General features: G+C 58.9%; 12 protein-coding genes. 1 reads left to right on the forward strand and 11 read right to left on the reverse strand.

Going from position 1 to position 18,053, the window contains the following annotated elements:
* Window positions 1-119: 119 nt before the first annotated feature.
* On the forward strand, window positions 120-1,451 hold the full coding sequence (gene argA / locus ACW14G_RS14425) for an amino-acid N-acetyltransferase (RefSeq protein ID WP_064543002.1): 1,332 nt from the start codon (window positions 120-122) through the stop codon (window positions 1,449-1,451).
* A 133-nt stretch (window positions 1,452-1,584) separates the two neighbouring features.
* On the opposite strand, the gene recD is transcribed toward argA, so the two are convergent.
* The 11 genes from recD to ptsP all read right to left on the reverse strand — a co-directional run.
* Window positions 1,585-3,423, reverse strand: coding sequence for an exodeoxyribonuclease V subunit alpha (gene recD, locus ACW14G_RS14430; RefSeq protein ID WP_223803906.1), 1,839 nt, complete (start codon window positions 3,421-3,423; stop codon window positions 1,585-1,587).
* Window positions 3,420-6,965: an exodeoxyribonuclease V subunit beta gene (recB, locus tag ACW14G_RS14435; protein ID WP_249022804.1), complete on the reverse strand. Its 3,546-nt coding sequence runs from the start codon at window positions 6,963-6,965 to the stop codon at window positions 3,420-3,422. The genes recD and recB overlap by 4 nt, the downstream gene beginning before the upstream one ends.
* Window positions 6,962-9,847, reverse strand: a complete 2,886-nt coding sequence (gene ptrA / locus ACW14G_RS14440) for a pitrilysin (protein ID WP_249022803.1) — start codon at window positions 9,845-9,847, stop codon at window positions 6,962-6,964. Before ptrA ends, recB begins: the two co-directional genes overlap by 4 nt.
* A 156-nt stretch (window positions 9,848-10,003) precedes the next feature.
* On the reverse strand, window positions 10,004-13,372 hold the full coding sequence (gene recC / locus ACW14G_RS14445) for an exodeoxyribonuclease V subunit gamma (RefSeq protein WP_455648649.1): 3,369 nt from the start codon (window positions 13,370-13,372) through the stop codon (window positions 10,004-10,006).
* Between the two features lie 12 nt (window positions 13,373-13,384).
* A complete protein-coding gene (locus ACW14G_RS14450; RefSeq protein WP_249022801.1) occupies window positions 13,385-13,705 on the reverse strand; it encodes a prepilin-type N-terminal cleavage/methylation domain-containing protein in 321 nt (106 codons plus the stop codon).
* A complete protein-coding gene (locus ACW14G_RS14455; RefSeq protein ID WP_249022800.1) occupies window positions 13,690-14,094 on the reverse strand; it encodes a DUF2509 family protein in 405 nt (134 codons plus the stop codon). The genes ACW14G_RS14450 and ACW14G_RS14455 overlap by 16 nt, the downstream gene beginning before the upstream one ends.
* Entirely contained in the window at window positions 14,091-14,645 is a 555-nt protein-coding gene (locus tag ACW14G_RS14460; RefSeq protein ID WP_163446348.1) for a prepilin peptidase-dependent protein, read from the reverse strand. Before ACW14G_RS14460 ends, ACW14G_RS14455 begins: the two co-directional genes overlap by 4 nt.
* Entirely contained in the window at window positions 14,639-15,097 is a 459-nt protein-coding gene (locus ACW14G_RS14465) for a prepilin peptidase-dependent protein (RefSeq protein ID WP_249022799.1), read from the reverse strand. The genes ACW14G_RS14460 and ACW14G_RS14465 overlap by 7 nt, the downstream gene beginning before the upstream one ends.
* Window positions 15,098-15,267: 170 nt before the next feature.
* On the reverse strand, window positions 15,268-16,062 hold the full coding sequence (gene thyA / locus ACW14G_RS14470) for a thymidylate synthase (protein ID WP_064542985.1): 795 nt from the start codon (window positions 16,060-16,062) through the stop codon (window positions 15,268-15,270).
* A gap of 6 nt (window positions 16,063-16,068) precedes the next feature.
* Window positions 16,069-16,941 carry a prolipoprotein diacylglyceryl transferase gene (lgt, locus tag ACW14G_RS14475; RefSeq protein ID WP_064542984.1) on the reverse strand — a complete coding sequence of 291 codons (873 nt, stop codon included), beginning with the start codon at window positions 16,939-16,941 and terminating at the stop codon, window positions 16,069-16,071.
* Between the two features lie 225 nt (window positions 16,942-17,166).
* Window positions 17,167-18,053 (reverse strand): phosphoenolpyruvate--protein phosphotransferase (gene ptsP, locus ACW14G_RS14480; RefSeq protein ID WP_455648650.1); only part of this gene is annotated, 887 nt, incomplete at its 5' end.

Raw genomic sequence — 18,053 nt, forward strand, 5'->3', positions numbered from 1 at the left:
GGTTAAGCGAAATTTGGCGGAGATTTTTCCCATGTTTAGGCAAATTCCGGCTTGCGTTTAGCGCAAAAACAGAATAAAAATACACTTATTACGAATAATCATGCATTGAGGGTTGTGCCGTGGTGAAGGAACGTAGAACCGAACTGGTCGAGGGGTTTCGTCATTCAGTCCCCTATATTAACGCTCATCGGGGCAAGACGTTTGTCATCATGCTTGGCGGCGAAGCCATTGAGCATGAGAACTTTTCAAGCATTGTCAATGATATAGGGCTGCTGCACAGCCTGGGCATCCGCCTGGTGCTGGTCTACGGCGCGCGTCCGCAAATCGACGCCAATCTGGCCGAACATCAGCATCAGCCAACCTATCATAAACACATTCGTGTCACCGATAGCAAAACCCTTGAACTGGTTAAGCAGGCAGCGGGCCAACTGCAGCTGGATATCACCGCGCGTCTGTCGATGAGCCTGAACAATACGCCGCTACAGGGCGCACACATCAATGTGGTCAGCGGTAACTTTATCATCGCCCAGCCGCTGGGCGTGGATGACGGTATCGACTACTGTCACAGCGGGCGTATTCGTCGTATTGATGAAGAGGCGATCCACCGCCAGCTCGACAGCGGCGCCATTGTGCTGATGGGGCCGGTTGCCGTCTCCGTCACCGGCGAAAGTTTTAACCTGACTTCGGAAGAAATTGCCACTCAGTTGGCGATTAAGCTGAAGGCCGAGAAGATGATTGGCTTCTGCTCGTCGCAGGGCGTTTACAACGAAGCCGGTGAAATCGTTCCTGAGCTGTTCCCGAACGAAGCGCAGGCGCGCATCGAAGAGCTGGAGCAGGAAGGCGACTACCTCTCCGGTACCGCGCGCTTCCTGCGCGGCGCGGTGAAAGCCTGCCGCAGCGGCGTGCGTCGCAGCCACCTGATCAGCTATCAGGAAGACGGCGCGCTGTTGCAGGAATTGTTCTCACGCGACGGTATCGGTACGCAAATTGTGATGGAGAGCGCCGAGCAGATCCGCCGCGCCACCATTAACGATATCGGCGGTATCCTCGACCTGATTGCGCCGCTGGAGCAGCAAGGGATTCTGGTGCGTCGCTCACGCGAGCAACTGGAGATGGAGATCGACAAGTTCACGATTATTCAACGCGATAACACCACCATCGCCTGTGCCGCACTCTACCCGTTCCCGGAAGAGAAAATTGGCGAAATGGCCTGTGTGGCGGTGCATCCCGACTATCGCAGTTCCTCGCGCGGCGAAGTGCTCCTTGAACGCATTACCGCGCAGGCGAAGCAAATGGGGCTGAATCATCTGTTCGTGCTGACCACCCGCAGTATTCACTGGTTCCAGGAGCGTGGGTTTAAACCGGTTGATGTCGAGTTGCTGCCGGAGAGTAAGAAGCAGCTTTATAACTATCAGCGTCGTTCGAAGGTGCTGATGGCGGATTTAGTCTAGCTGCGCCGAGCGGTCCCCTCGCCCCTTTGGGGAGAGGGTTAGGGTGAGGGGAATGCCTGCACGGAGCCCCCAACCCTCACCCCGGCCCTCTCCCTTCAAAGGGAGAGGGAGCATTTTGTGCCCACGCTTACCGCTATGCCATCTCCGCAAATATCGCCGACAACCCGCTGCGCCGTTCTGTACGCGTAGCAATCGCCGCGGCCAGCAGATTTTCATCGGCATACATAGACAGGCGTGACTTCGCGCGAGTAATCGCGGTGTAGACCAGCTCACGGCTCACCACCGGCACCAGCTGCGTCGGCAGTACCAGTGCGGCGTGAGTAAACTCGGAACCCTGCGATTTATGCACCGTCATCGCCCAGGCGGTATCGTGATCCGGCAGACGGCTTGGCTGCACCGATTTAATGGTCCCGTCCGGCATCGGGAACCAGACACGCATCCCCTGCCCACGCTCTAACGCCACGCCGATATCACCGTTAAACAGCCCCAGCGCGCTGTCGTTACGGCTAATCATCACCGGGCGACCTTCATACCAGCGCGAGTGGCGCTGCGGCTGAATCAGGCGATGACGCGCCAACAGCTGTTCGAACTGCGTATTCAGCCCGCCGACGCCCCACGGCCCTTCCCGCAGCGCGCACAACAGTTGATATTCACCGAACGCCGCCAGCACCTCCGCGGGCTCGGCCTGCTCGCGTAAAAGCTGTAAATAATGACCGTAGCCCATCCGCGCATCGTCGAGCATGGCGGCATAATCATCCGTCGCGCGCAGCGGTTTAAGTTCGATATCGCTAAAGCCGCGGGCGAAGACCTCGCCAACGGCCTTTTTATCGCCCCGGTTTACCGCACCCGCCAGTTGCCCAATCCCCGAGTCGCTGCCAAAACGGTAGCTGGTGCGCAGCAGGCAGAGGCTGTCGCGCAGCGCCCCCGCCGTTTGGCCTTCACCCGCCGGGAGGTCGCTCCCTACCAGGCGGCTTAGCTGCGCCGCGCGTTCAGGCGTATAGCCAGCGTTCACCCAGCTACAGATATCCCCCAGTACCGCGCCCGCCTCAACCGACGCCAGCTGATCGCGGTCGCCGAGGAAGATGATTCGCCCGTGCGGCGGCAGCGCGTCAATCAGCCGCGCCATCATCGGCAGGTCGATCATTGAGGCTTCGTCGACCACCAGCACATCAAGGTGCAGCGGGTTGCCCGCGTGGTAGCGCATTTTCTGGCTGCCGGGTTGCGCGCCCAGTAGGCGGTGCAGCGTGCTGGCCTCGGTCGGCAGCATCGCTTTATGCGCGTCGCTTAGCGTCAGTTTACGCAGCGCCGCGCCCAAAGATTCGGTAAGGCGCGCAGCCGCTTTACCCGTCGGGGCCGCCAGGCGAATACGGAGTTTTTCGGCATTCGCCATCTGTACCAGCGCCGCCAGCAGTTTGGCGACGGTGGTGGTTTTCCCGGTGCCAGGGCCGCCGGAGATCACCGAAATACGCCGCGTCAGCGCAACGGCGGCAGCGACTTTCTGCCAGTCGACGTTGTCACTGGTGGGGAACAGCGCGCTCAGTGTCTGCTGGAGCTGCGCCTCGTCTACCGCCAGCGGAACCTGGGTGTCGCTAAAGAAGCGCGCCACCGTCAGCTCGTTATGCCACATGCGGTTGAGGTACAGCCGGTCACGGCTCAGTATCAGCGGCGACGGGCGTTCACCGGCACTCACGGCCTTAGACGCCAGCAACAGCTCAGCCCAGTCTTCTGGCGCGTCGGCATCGGTGAACAGTTGCTGCCAGAATTCACGCGCGCGCCCTTTCGCCTGCATCGTCGCACTCAGGTGCGACAGAGGCAGGCACACGTGCCCTTCGCCGGTATCGCGGCTGAGCATCGCCGCCGCCAGCATCACCGCCGGGTGCTCGTCGTGCGCGACCATCAGCGCAAACTGTACGTCCAGCGGGCGCAGCAGACGCTGCTCAACGGCATCCAGCAAACGTTGTTCGAGACTCATGCGTCCATCTCCTCGCCTTCTCCGGCAAACAGTGCATCCATGGCCGCAATGAGCGCGGGGTCTGGCCGGGTAGTGAATATCCCTTGCTGCCCCGCGTCGCGGTCAACGCCGCGCAGGAACAGGTAAATCACTCCGCCGAAGTGGCGTTGATAGTCATAATCGGCAATGCGATGGCGCAGATAGCGGTGTAGCGCCAGGCTATAGAGCTGATACTGCAAGTCGTAGCGGTGCGACTGCATCGCTTCGGCCATCGCCTGTTGGGTGTAGGCCTCACCGTTCTCTCCCAGCCAGTTGGACTTGTAGTCGAGCAGGTAGTAGCGCCCATCGTGGCGGAACACCAGGTCGATAAAGCCTTTCAGCATGCCGCGTACCTGGCGGAAATCGAGCGTAGGGCAGCCTGCCGAAAGCGGGTCATAGCGGCGGGTTAAGGCATCCAGCGCCAGCGGGTCGAGCGGCCGGTTGATGGGCAAATAAAACTCCATTTCCACCTGTTTTTGCTGTGCGCTCAACTGATTAAGCGCAATGCCGGTATCCGCCAGCGGCGCAGCTAGCACTTGTGAAATCCACGCCGTCAGCACCGGCTCCCATTCTTCGCCAAAGCCGTTGCTCTGCAGCTTTTCCAGCATCCACTCGGATGACACTGGCTGGGTAAAGTCGAGGTCTTCAAACAGACTGTGCAGGAAAGTCCCCGGCGATGCGCCGCGCGGGAAATTATGCGGCGTCAGCGTCGGTTCCGGCAGCGTTTCCTGTGCGCCGGCGGCGTCAATATCCAGACGCGGCAGCAGATCCTGCGCCACGCTGTGGCCGCGTTGTTGCAGGCCGGAATAGCTGGTAACTCGCCAGTCGTCCACGACGCGACGCAGCACCTGACGCGCCGCCAGTTCAGGCATTTGTGCCTGAGTGGCCTGCCAACGCGCGTTGTCGGGCGCTGTCGCCAGCGTCAGCGCAATGTGTTCATCGCAGAGCGCACGCAGACAGGCTTCCAGACCCGCGGCGTCGAGTACCTCGCCTTTTTGCATCAGCCTTCCCGGCGCACTGTGATGGAGTTCGGTATCGGTCGGTTTATCGCTGCGCCGCGCGGTGAGCGGCGCCAGCCCCAGGCTACAGTGCCACACGGCACGGGTTAGGGCGACATACAGCAGGCGCAGGTCTTCTGCCAGACGCTCGGCCTCCGCCAACTCCAGGCTTTCATCGCTTTCGTTAAGATCCAGCACCGCCGCGAAGGATTCCCGATCGTGATAGAACGCCTGCTTCTCTTTACGGAAACGGGCGATAAACGGCAGCCAGACCAGCGGATATTCCAGCCCTTTCGACTTGTGAATGGTGACAATCTGCACCAGGTGTTTGTCGCTCTCCAGACGCATTTGCTGGCTGGAAGCGTTGGTGTCCGGCTCAGCAATTTGCTGGTTCAGCCAGCGTACCAGCGCGTGCTCGCTCTCAAGCCCGGTGGCCGCTTCTTGTAGCAGCTCGCTAAGGTGCAGAATATCGGTTAAACGCCGTTCGCCGCCGTGAGTGGCGAGCAGGTTTTCCGCGAGGGAGCGCGCATTCATCAGGGCACGAATCATCGGCATCACACCGCGCCGCTGCCAGATAAGCCGATAGTCGCTGAACTCCTCCACCAGCGCATCCCAGGCGTGCTCATCCTGATTCAGCTGTTCAATGTCCCGCGCGTTCAGGCCAAACATCGCCGTCGCCAGCGCGCTGCGCAGGGTATTTTCCCGCTCCGGCGTCAGCACCGCCTGCAACACCCACAGAAGCTCCTGCGCTTCCGGGGTTTCGAATACGCTGTCGCGGTTGGAAAGATACACCGACGGAATAGCCAGCGCATTCAGCGCATCGCGAATCAACGAGGCTTCCTGGCGGTTACGCACCAGTACGGTAATGTCTGAGGCCTGCACCGGACGCGCGCTGTCGCCGCGCCACAGCAGCGCCGTGCCGCGTTGGCCGCCGGTGAGCCAGTCGCGAATCTGCGCCGCGCACTGCTGGGCCATAAAGTTCTGGTAGTCGCCCGCGCTAACGCCCTCACCGGGCATCAGCCGGAGGTTCATTGCCGGCTGATTTTCGCCGTCAACCTCAAAACGTAGCGAGGCATTTTTCTCGGCGGATTTGACCGGCAGGAACGGAATATCGCGGAACATAAAGGGGTTATCAACCTGCCCAAACAGGCGGTTGACGCTTGCCACCATGCCCGGCGCGGAACGCCAGTTGGTATCGAGCGTATAGTGCGCCGCCACATCGCTGCGCGCACGCATGTAGGTAAAGATATCGGCGCCGCGGAAAGCGTAAATCGCCTGCTTCGGGTCGCCAATCAGCAGCAACGCGGTCTCCGGCTGTTGGCGCCAGATGCGGCGGAAAATACGGTACTGCTGCGGGTCGGTATCCTGGAATTCATCGATCATCGCCACCGGGAAACGCTGACGAATGGCGGCGGCTAACGCCTCGCCGCTTTCGCTCTCCAGCGCTTCATCAAGGCGGCTTAGCATATCGTCAAAGCCCAACTCGCCGCGGCGGCGCTTCTCGCGGGCTACCGCCTCACGAATCTCTTTCATCGCCTGGGCAATCACCAGGTCGTTGAGCGTGAGCGGCGAGTCCAGTAGACGCTCAATGGCGCTGAACAGCGGGTGCGTGGGCACCTCTCCACCCGCTTTGGTGCGTTCAGCCAGGAACGACTGGCTGAATTTTTCCAGCGCATCGGGGAGCTGGTAGTTTTTGCTCTCTTCCTGCGCCCAGTCGCTGATCTTGTCGATCCACTTGCCCTGGTTGCCGCGGTTGAATTTGCGACGATCGATACCCGAGTTTTCCAGCAGCGATTCAAGATCGCCGACCGCAGCCAGCCACTGCTGTTTGATGTCGCCAATCTGCGCGAGGATCTGCTGATGGCGTGATTCCAGCGTTTCGGTCGCACTGAGCGGCATCTTCAGCTGCGGCGCCTCCCCTTGCAGATAACGGTCGATCGATTTCAGCAGATCCTGTGGCCCTTTCCAGGACTCGACGATCACCTGCGCGATTTCGCGGTTCAGCGGGTAGCAGTGACGTCGCCAGAAGTCGGCGCAGGCCTGATAGCGCAGCTGAGATTCATCTTCAATCAGCTGCTGTTCGAACAGCATCCCCGATTCAAAAGCGTTGAGGCTAAGCATGCGCTGACAGAAACCGTGGATGGTAAAGACCGCGGCGTCATCCATCTGCCGTTCGGCCAGCAGTAGAACGTTCGCCGCCTGTTGAGGATCGTCGATTTCCGCCAGCAGGCTGGCATACAGCGGGTTGTCGGTGGCGTTACGCAGACAGGCGACGCGCAGTTCATGAATGTTGCTGCGAATACGCCCACGCAGTTCTTCAGTTGCCGCCTCGGTGAAAGTCACCACCAGCAGCTCTTCGACGTTGACCGGCCGGGGAAAGGCGGCCTCGCCGCCAAGCCCCAGCAGAAGCCGCAGGTAGAGTGCGGCGATGGTGAAGGTTTTTCCGGTGCCCGCTGAGGCTTCAATCAGGCGCTCACCGTAGAGGGGTAAACGCAGGGGATTAAGGGACTCAGCAGTTACGGTCATTCGTTCTCTCGTCTTATCGGTAAGGTTTGCTGCAACGCGCTAATGCTCTCCCATACCTTCCAGCCTTCCGGGTGCGCATAGTCCGTCTTACCATTCTGGCTGCCGGAAACCTGCGACAGCACCGTCATGCCCTGTGGCGCAACAACGGTCTGGTGGAAGAAGTCAGCCAGCTTTTGCGGCGTTAACAGCTTAATCTGGGCCACTACTTTAGCACGTGAATCAAAGGCCATATTACCGCGATCGAAATCTTTGCTCAGCTGTGAGGCTTCATCACCGAGCGTTTGCGGCGCTTGCAGCATATCGGCGATCACCGCCTGCTGCAGCTGCGCGAACTCTTCCGGCTTCATCGTCCGCAGCTTTTGCTCGGCGGTCGGGAAGAAGGCTTTGAAACGTTGCCACAGGAACGCCGGCTGTTTGTCATTGCTTTGCAGCAGGAAGCCCATGCCCCACTGACGGCCAATGTTCATCGAAAAGGCAAACACGGCGTAACCAAGCTGTTCTTCGGTACGCAGCTGATTGTAGAACCACGGCTGGACAATCTGCGCCAGCATGGCGCTTGCCGCCGAGCTGGAGAATTCATCCACGTTCGGCGGGACAAACACCGCCGCCAGCGCCGAGTCGGTGCTGTTGCCCGCTTTTTCAAAGATGGCGTTCTGCTGTTTTTCCACCAGCACATCTTTGTTACGGCACCATTCGTTACCGTTAGCGCCAAGCTTCGACTGGATACCGCGCGCCAGCGTCGTGGACTGCTCGGCGCTCAGGTTGCCAATTACCATAAACTCCGGACGTCCGCCGGTTTTCTGCTGGTCGCGGTAGGCCATCACCTCTTTCAGCGTGATCGACGGCAGCAGCGCCTTGCGGTCCTCGCGCTGGAAATAGGGCACCTGCGACACCATCTGCACCGGCATAATCGCCTGTTCGTAGGCTTTGCCTTTATCCGCCGAGTCCATCATCTGCTTGTACCAGGATTTGGCCTGCTCAAGCTGATCTTCGGTCGGCGTATAGCTGAAATAACCTTCTAACAGCGCGCCAAACAGCTGCGGCAGACGCTGGGTGTAACCGTTGGCGTTAAGCATCAGGCCGTTGTTGGCGCCGGTCGAGAAGCTGATCCCGCCGACGGCGGCCTGGTTGCTGAGCTGGTCGAGCGCAATGCCCGCCAGATAGTCGTTGAGGGCGAACATCACCTGATTTTTGGCGCTATCCATCGCCTGCGGGTTACGCAGGATCATGGTGATATCGGCCTTCGGTTCAGACGCAAAATAGCGGCTCGGCATATAGACCAGACGCAGATTTGGTTCGTCGATAATCAGCTCCGGATGCGCGTAGCTTTTTTCGTTCTTGATCAGCGTGAAGTCATCGGGGATATACGGGTTCAACTGCGGCAGATTCAGCGTGATGTCGTCGGCCGCTTTCTGCCACTTCGCGAACGTCTCCGCGCTGATTTTATCGACCTGATACGGCGCATCAACAAAGTAAGCCGTCTTGTTATGCGGCTCTTTCGGGCTGATGTACCAGATACGCGCATTCTGCGGCGTCATCATCGCCAGACGATCTTTTATCGCCTGCGCATCGTAACGATCGGCAATGTTCACCGCATCGAGCGTGTGTTCGACCGGCACGCGAATCATGGTGTCCGCCAGCCATTCGACGTAGTCCATATCGCGGTTAATCGACGGGTAGCGGAAGTCGAGGTCCAGCACGTGAGCCAGTTCATCAAAGTAGCTTTTGTCGACGCCCTTCTGGCGCAGCATGTCGAGGTAGCTAAAAATAGCCGCCACCACCTGATCCCGGTTAGCGAGGCCCTTGTCGGTTAAGGTAGCGGAGATTGCCAGCACGCCGCTGTTGCCGTTAACGACCGGGTCGGAATCGGCGCGAATGCCTTCAACCAGCCCCTGCTTTTGCAGCCAGTCGGACAGCGTGCCCGGCGTGCGGTTACCGATAAGGTAGGTGATGAGCTCATCGGTTTTGCTGCGGAACTGGGCCGAGTTGTTATCAATACGGAACTCGACGCGCAGCACTTTACGCGGCAGCGCGGGTACGTAGTGGATAACGATGCCCTTCTGCGCGTCGGTGACCACCGGAACGGTAATTTCCGGGCGCTTGATAGATTTATTCGGCACGCGGCCATAGGTTTGTGCCGCAATCTGCGCCAGCTCCGGCAGCGGTTTATTACTGTAAATCACCGCCTTCATCAGGTTGGCGGAGTAGTATTTGTCGCGGAAGGCCAGCAGCGATTCATACACCGGGCTATTCGGCTTGTCGCTCAGCGTTTCGAGGTTGCCGCCAGAGAAGCGCGCGCCGGGGTGCGCCGGGTTGATGGTTTCAGCGCTAACCTGCGCCATACGCATACCGTCGCGGGAGCGCGCCATGGTCAGCTCAGCGTTTACCGCGTTACGTTCGCGGTCGGCGTATTTTTTATCCAGCAGCGGTTCAGCAATGGCATCCGCCAGACGGTCAACGGCCCCCTGCAAGGCATCATTTTCGACTTCAAGGTAGAAGGCGGTGCGATACGGCGCGGTGCTGGCATTGTGACTGCCACCGTGCAGCTTGAGGAATTCCGAGAGGCTATCGGGCTGCGGGTAGTGCTTCGAGCCCATCAACGTCATATGTTCAAGGAAATGCGCAAGGCCCGGATGCGAATCAGGATCTTCCAGCGAACCAACCGGTACCACCAGCGCCGACAGCGATTTCACCGCCTGCGGATCGGATACCAACAGCACGACCATCTTGTTATCCAGCGTAATCGCCTGATATTGACGGGTATCTTTTTCGCTTTTACGGATGGTTTCCTGAATCGGTTGCCATCCGGTGTCTGCCTGACCTACGGTCGCCCAAAAGGCGGTGACAAAAACTACAATACTCAACCAGATACTGCGGGGCATTCACGGACCTCACCATTAACAAATACTGCTGAATCTTAATGCTTGTGCGGGCAGCTCCCGGCCAGACAAATGGATCTGGCGGCTGCCACTCATCGGTCCGTGACGCGTTGCGCATAGTAAATGAACAACTCAGATTGCGCAATTTTTATACAGCAACTATGACTGGTGAAAACGAAATAGCGGCAGCAGATACGGCGTCGTTTGCTCGATAATCGCCTCATACTGCGCGGGTTCCAGGGTACGCCACAGGCGCTGATACCAGACATCGGCCCCTTCGCCGCTCACCACCATATTGCCTTCATACACCTGCATAAACTTGCTGCGTGCTTTTTGCTGCGTTTCCTCGTCCCTTAAGATGGCATCATTTTGGGCATCGTAACAGGCTTTTATCCACGCACCTCCGCTTTCAGGTAAGAACAGCAGCGGTTGGCACATGCCCTCGCGGTACCCGGCGACCAGTTTTGACAGATACGCTTTCGCTTCATCCGCCGCCAGGGGTGGGAAGCACCACTCGCCCTCTTTGCGCAGCAACAGCCGGCTTTCGCCGCTGCCGCCGCTAGCACAGTAGACAAGGTGTTCCAGCCAAAGTTGCATTCCTTGTTCCACGCTAAGCAAAGATGGCCGCCAGCGCAACAGCCCATTCTCCTGAACCTGCGGTAACCATCCGGTTATGTTAACCCCGTCGCAATCAAGGTCTATTTCGAGACTCTTTCCTTCCCGGCGATATTCAATAACCCTGCTCGCCAGCGCGGCCATCTCCTGACGCTGCGCCTCCCAGGCAATTTCACCAAACGGCCCGTAGGGGAGCTCTCCCGCCGCACGATAGCGGCGATACATCGCTTCCGGCGTCTGCTCTTCAATCAGGGTATTGAGCAACTGTTGGTTAAGCTGGTAGCGGGTCAGCCCCTCAAGGGTAAACGGCTCGGTGTCGGGAATATCACTCTCTTCGCTACGGAAATTGACCTGTAAACGCATCTGGAAGAAGGCGCGAACCGGATGACGCCAGAAGCGCTGAAGCTGCTCCAGCGGCAGCGTTGTCAATTCAACAGGCTCCAACGGCTGAATAAATTCGCCGTGCGCTTCCCCCTGACGGCTGGCGGCCGCCAGCCATTCCTGAGCATAGCTTTGGCGCTCATCATGCTGGTAATTCTCCGCGTCGAACGGCATACGGCTATGCAGGTGCATGATGTGACTCTTCACCCGTCGCTCGCTTTCATCGCAGTTCAGCGCCTCATCGCCTTCCAGGCAGTGGCTCAGGCCGATATAGTCCAGCAGTTCCTGCACCAGCACCGATGGGTAGCGCTCGCTGTTATCCTGAATAGAGCGACCGATGTAGCTGATATAAAGCGATTTTTCCGCCGACATCATGGCTTCGAGGAACAGGTAACGGTCATCGTCGCGACGGCTACGATCGCCGCGCAGCGGCTTCTGGCTCATCAGGTCAAAGCCCAGCGGCGCCAGCGCGCGCGGGTAGATACCATCGTTCATGCCCAGCAGGCACACCACTTTGAACGGAATAGAACGCATCGGCATCAGGGTACAAATATTGATAGGCCCCGCCAGGAAGCGCTGGCTGATACGCTCTTGGTCCAGACGCTGAGCCAGCTCATCGCGCAGCAGCGACAGCGGCACTTCACCGGCGTATTGCGACTGTACCCCCTGAGCGATAATCCCCTGCCACTGCTGCTCAATCAGCGTTAGCGCCGCTTCGGTATCCTGATCCGGCAGGAAGAAGTCGTTAAGCATTTCGCGGCACACCGGTAGCCACTCTTCGAGTGAACGCCCTTGCGTCAGCACCTGTCGCCAGCGATTAAGCTGCATCAGCAGCGAAGCCAAATGCCCCACCAGCTCGGCGATAAGCCCGCTGGATTCATCATAGGGCAGCACGTCCTGCCACTCGCCCTGGCGGCTTTCCATGGCGTAACCCAGCAGCATGCGCGTTAGACCAAAGCGCCAGGTGTGCTGCCCGGTCGCCGGGAGATCGAGTTCGCGCACGTTGTCGTCGTCCATCCCCCAACGCACGCCAGATTCGCTGACCCATTGGCGCAGATGCTGCAAACCGGCTTCATCAATGTTGAAGCGCGCGGCCAGCACCGGGACGTCGAGCAGCGCCAGCACGTCTTCGCTGGTGAAGCGGCTGTCCGGTAGGGAAAGCAGCGTAATAAACGCCTGCATTGCCGGGTGCGCCTGACGGGCGCGGCGGTCGGAAATGGCGTAAGGCAGATAGCGCTCGCCGGTGGCGCTGCCAAACACGGCCTGGATAAACGGGCTGTAGCTGTCGATGTCCGCCACCATCACGATGATATCGCGCGGCGTCAGCGTCGGGTCGGCCTCCAGCATCGCCAGCAGACGGTCGTGCAATACTTCCACCTCGCGCTGCGGGCTGTGGCAGACGTGGACGGTCAGGCTGCGGTCATCGTGGGCCAGGGTGCGTTTGTTGCCGCTCCAGGCAAACTCTTCGGCGGTGCGCCCGGCCACCGCGCTGTTTTTCAGTTCCAGCACGTCGTATTGAAGATTGTGCAGCAGGTTATCCGGCTCGATATCGACGAACGCATCCAGCTCCTGATAGCGCTCCAGCCCTGCCAGGAGGTAGATATAGTCGCGCCCCAGTTTGCCCCAGGAAGCCAGCATCGGGTTACCAACGTCCTGTTCGCCGTTATCGTTAAACAGCTCCGGCGCGCTGCTGGCGTCCTGGAACAACGGCAGCTCACGCTGCTCACGATAGTGTCGGCGCTGGCGCGCCATCAGCCGGGCGAGGAACGCCGGGTCTTTAATGTCACCCCAGTAATAGCGGCACGGGTTGGTGAACAGCACGTAGATATCTACATGCTTGCCCAGCGCCTGCAGCGCGCGCAGATACACTGGCGGCAGCGCTGAGATACCACAAATAAACACTCGCGACGGCAGCCCGTCAGGTTTCTCGCTGCTGTTTTCCAGCGTGTCGATAAAGCGTTGGTAGAGATTGGCGCGGTGCCACTGCGGCTGCCCCAGCGCTGCAGTGTGCTCCACCAGCGCTTTCCATAGCGGAGCCTGCCACTGCTGCGCCTCACCGACGTCATCCACTAATTCTCCGGCTTCCCACTTCGTGAGCCACTGCGGGCGATAGACCAGATACTGGTCATACAGGTCGGCCACGCGTGAGGCCAGCTGGAACAGCTTGCGTTTATCGGCATCGTCAGTCAGATAGTGGCGCAGCGGCGTAAAAGCCTCGTTGTCCAGCATGCCCGGCAACAGCGTCATCAGCTTCCAGCTCATGCTTTGCTTATTAAAGGCGCTCTCGCCGGGAATCTCGGGCAAAACGCGGGTAAACATGTCCCAGATAAAGCTCGCGGGTAGCGGGAAATCGATGTTAGCGGCGATACCAAATCGCTGGGAGAGCGTCATCTGTAGCCATTGCGCCATCCCGGTACTCTGCACGAGGATCATTTCAGGCTCGAAGGGGTCAGCCAGCCGGTCCTGCTCCACGATAAATTCCATTAACGCTTCCAGCACGTCCAGACGGTTGGAGTGGTAGACCCTTAACATATTCGCTCCTGACTACTGACTGACCGGGCAATGCAGACGCGTTAAACGCCCTTGCCTGCCCATGGGGGTGGTAATAGTAGCATTGATGCTGACACAACGTTGTGACGATGTCTGTACCCGTTGGCTGTGCCAGCCTTCCGGCAGCGGCAAGGCCAATTGCTGCGTTTGCGCCCATGCATAGCGCCACATCTGACGATACTGATTAAGCTCAGTGTTACCGGCGGCCAACGCGCGGTAGTATCCGCCAAGCGCCGTCACCACCATTACCATTAACAACATAGCCAGCATCACCTCCGGCAGGCTAAAACCGCGTGATTTCAGGGTATCTGGCATAGTAGCGCCTCCTTCAAGGGACAAAAATCACTCCAGCCATGGGCTGAAAACTGAAGGTTACCGGCGGCCCAACGCCCCGATTGCCATAGCGAGAAACCGTCGCTTTGTGCTATCAGCAACAACCTGCCGTCGATCAATAAGCGCAGGCAAACGCGGGTGTCTGCGGCATAGGTCATACACTGGGCGCCTGCTTCAGTTCCCCATGGTTGGCGCATCCCCCACTGCAACGCCGAATGCGCCTGCGCCGTGCGCTGTATCGCCAGGCTTTCGTCGTTCACCATCGCCAACCGCTGGCGCTGCGCCTGATTCAGCCCCTGTAGCATCAGGCTGCCGAGCACCAGCAGCATCAGCACCATGGCCAGCGACGAAACGCCGCGCTCGGCATTCACTGGTTGTATCCCGTCACGCCGTACTGCGCGGTGACCCTGCCGCCGCGCGTACCGGTTGCCGACAACGTAATAGCAAGCTCGGGCGGAAAACCGCTAAATGTGTGGCGCACCACCTGAAAGCTCGTCACCGTGAGCGCTGCGGGATCGGTCATTTTGTCCCATCCTTTTCCCTCGCAGGTGGTCGCGCCACGTAGCGTTTCCAGTACGCCGGACTGTAGCCGGAAGCCGATGCTGTCAGCCTCGTCGGCGGGCGATGTTTGCCAGAGACCATTGCTATCGCCATCCCAGCGGGCAATCACGCACTGCCCCTGCTGCGCAATCTGCAACGCTTCGCCGTCGCAGTCGTCATCTCCACAGTACCCAGCGCGCTGCAAATGCTTCGCGACCGTGAACACTCGCAGCCAGAGATCGTCTTCCAGCGTTTGCTGCTGCGTCTGCGCCAGTACGCCCCGCTGGAGCGCGGGGAGAAAGCGTGACGCGCCAAGCAGCAATACGCTGCTGATAGCCATGGCGATCAATACTTCCAGCAATGAGAAACCTCGCATCAGCATGTGGCCCCCTCACACAGGCGAATTCGCCCCCAACTGGAGATAACAACCGTCCAGCTCCCCGCCTCGCCCGACACCATCAGGCTCCCCGCCCACGCGGTATTACGCAGGCCGAAGAAAGTCAGGTTTGGCGTCATTTTGCTGAGTGAAACCTCGGTCCACGGCGGCTTGAAAATAGCCGGGTTTCCGGTAGGGCAGCCTTCCAGCACCGCGTCGTCCGCGGTGAGGCACCAACCCTGCGCTTCGCGGTTAACCCGTAGCCGACGGTCTCGGTTATGCCAGTTGGCATCGTTACGCAGATAAAGCAGATAGTCCCGTAGCGCACTGGCGGTTTGCCACAAACGCTGTTCTTGCTGCCAGCTGCGCCAACCATACAGGCCAGAAGCGCCAAGAATGAGCACCAGCGTCAAGGTGATTAAGGTTTCGATAAGGGTGTAGCCCTGTTCTCTGTTCATGGCGGCAGTTTCCTGCTCTGAGCAACGAAGCGCGAGCGCGGATTACGCGTTTTACGCGGGGCTTCGGAAAAAGGTGAACGAGTTGCAGCGGGTTACAAATATACGGGAAGCAGCATTCAGAAAATAAAAAAACGGCGCTGAGAGCAGCGCCGTTTTTCGGGTCAGGAAGATTAAATCGCCACCGGCGCTTTGATACCCGGATGCGGGTCGTAGCCTTCGATTTCGAAGTCTTCAAAGCGGTAGTCGAAAATAGAATCAGGTTTGCGTTTAATCACCAGCTTCGGCAGCGCGCGCGGTTCGCGCGTCAGCTGCAGCGCGGTCTGTTCCATGTGGTTGCTGTAAAGGTGAGTATCCCCGCCAGTCCAGACGAAGTCGCCCACTTCCAGGTCGCACTGCTGCGCCATCATATGCACCAGCAGCGCATAGCTGGCAATGTTGAACGGCAGGCCGAGGAACACGTCGCAAGAGCGCTGGTAGAGCTGACAGGAGAGTTTGCCGTCTGCCACGTAGAACTGGAAGAAAGCATGACACGGCGCCAGCGCCATCTTATCCAGCTCGCCGACGTTCCACGCCGAAACGATGATACGGCGCGAATCCGGGTCGTTTTTCAGCTGGTTCATGACGGTGGTGATCTGGTCGATATGACGGCCATCCGGCGTCGGCCAGGCGCGCCACTGTTTGCCGTAGACCGGACCAAGGTTGCCGTTCTCATCGGCCCATTCATCCCAGATGCTGACGTTATTTTCATGCAGGTAGGCAACATTGGTGTCGCCCTGCAGGAACCACAGCAGTTCGTGGATGATAGAGCGCAGATGACAGCGCTTGGTGGTCACCAGCGGGAAACCTTCTTGGAGGTTAAAGCGCATCTGGTGGCCAAAAATGGAGAGCGTACCGGTGCCGGTGCGGTCATTTTTCTGGGTGCCCTCATCGAGCACCTTCTGCATCAGTTCGAGATACTGTTTCATGCTTCCTCAGGAGATCTGTTTCTGCGGACGGCGAAACGCCCAGACCATCATAATGATACCCGCAAGCACCATCGGAATCGAAAGAATCTGCCCCATGCTGATGTACTGTACCCATTCACCGGTGAACTGCGCGTCCGGCTGGCGGAAGAATTCAGAGATGATGCGGAACAGACCGTAGCCAATCAGGAACAGGCCGGAAACTGACCCTGCCGGACGCGGCTTACGGATAAACCAGTTCAGGATCAGGAACAGGACAACCCCTTCCAGCGCCAGTTCATACAACTGCGACGCGTGGCGCGGCAGGGAACCGTAAGTATCAAACAGCGTTTGCCATTCCGGATGCGACGGCAACAGCGCCAGGTCTTCCGCCCGGGAGCCCGGGAACAGCATAGTGTAGTGGAAGCTCGGATCAACGCGGCCCCACAGTTCGCCATTGATAAAGTTACCCAGGCGACCACACCCCAGGCCGAACGGAATCAGCGGCGCAATGAAATCAGACACCTGGAAGAAGGTCCGCTTGGTGCGTTTGGCGAAGATAATCATCACCACGATCACGCCGATCAGGCCGCCGTGGAAGGACATCCCGCCGTCCCAGACGCGGAACAGATACAGCGGATCCTGCAGGAAAGAGTCGAAGTTGTAGAACATCACGTAGCCGATGCGCCCACCGAGGAAGACCCCGAGGAAGCCTGCATACAGCAGGTTTTCAACTTCGTTTTTCGTCCAGCCGCTGTTCGGGCGGTTCGCGCGACGCGTCGCCAGCCACATGGCAAAGATAAAGCCCACCAGGTACATCATGCCGTACCAATGCAGGGAGACCGGTCCGATGGAGAAAATTACCGGATCAAAGTCCGGGAAACGCAGATAACCACTATTCATCTGTCACCACAAATGCTTGTTATTCCGCCGAAAGTGGACAGCGGTAGAGATGCGCGCCGTAGGCTTCAGGCGCTCCAAAGGTGCGAATGATAGCATAAGGGGGCTGAGAGGTGATGCGGGGAAGATGTAAAAGATATGTATAAGCGAAGGTCGCCGGAGACTCCCGGCGACGCTGACATCCGGCAATGGACACCGGGTTGCCTGATGACGCTGCGCTTATTCGGCCTACAGGCCGCCACGAATCAGGCCGCCGAGACCACGACGCTCCATAAAGGCCGCGACCTGATGGCGCACTTCGGTGGCCATCTGCGCCTCAAGGCTGCGCTGGGCGAGCGTTTGCGCGTCTTCAAGATCGATATTGCGCAGCAGATACTTCACGCGCGGTACCGAACGACCGTTCATCGACAGATGTCGGAATCCCAGGCCAATCAGGATGGTGACGCACATCGGGTCGCCCGCCATTTCGCCACACAGACGTAAATCGATACCATAGCGTTCCGCTTCCTGCACAATCATCGACAGTACGCGAATCATCCCCGGATGCAGGCTATCGTAGATGCTGGCAACGCGGGTATTGTTACGATCCACCGCCAGCACATATTGCGTGAGATCGTTGGTGCCCACGGAAATGAAGTCGATGCGGTTCGCCAGATGCGGCAGCATAAAGACCATCGACGGCACTTCCAGCATAATGCCAATACGCGGTTTCGGAATGGCATAGCCGATCATCTCTTCCACTTCGCGACCGGCGCGGTCGATAAGACGGCGCGCTTCGTCAACCTCTTCCAGACTGGTGACCATTGGCAGCAAAATGCTCAGATTGCCGGTCGCCGCGTTGGCGCGCAGCATCGCGCGCACCTGTATAAGGAAGATCTCCGGCTGATCGAGCGTGATGCGGATCCCGCGCCAGCCCAGGCAGGGGTTCTCTTCACTGATCGGCATATACGGCAGCTGTTTGTCTGCCCCGACGTCCAGCGTACGTAGAGTCACCGGCTTGTCGTTGAACATCTGTAGCATGCCCTGATACTGCGCCACCTGCTCCTCTTCGGAAGGGAAACCGCTTTGCAGCATAAACGGAATTTCAGTGCGATACAGGCCAATGCCGTCGATGC

It is taken from the genome of Kluyvera sp. (assembly GCF_965301105.1).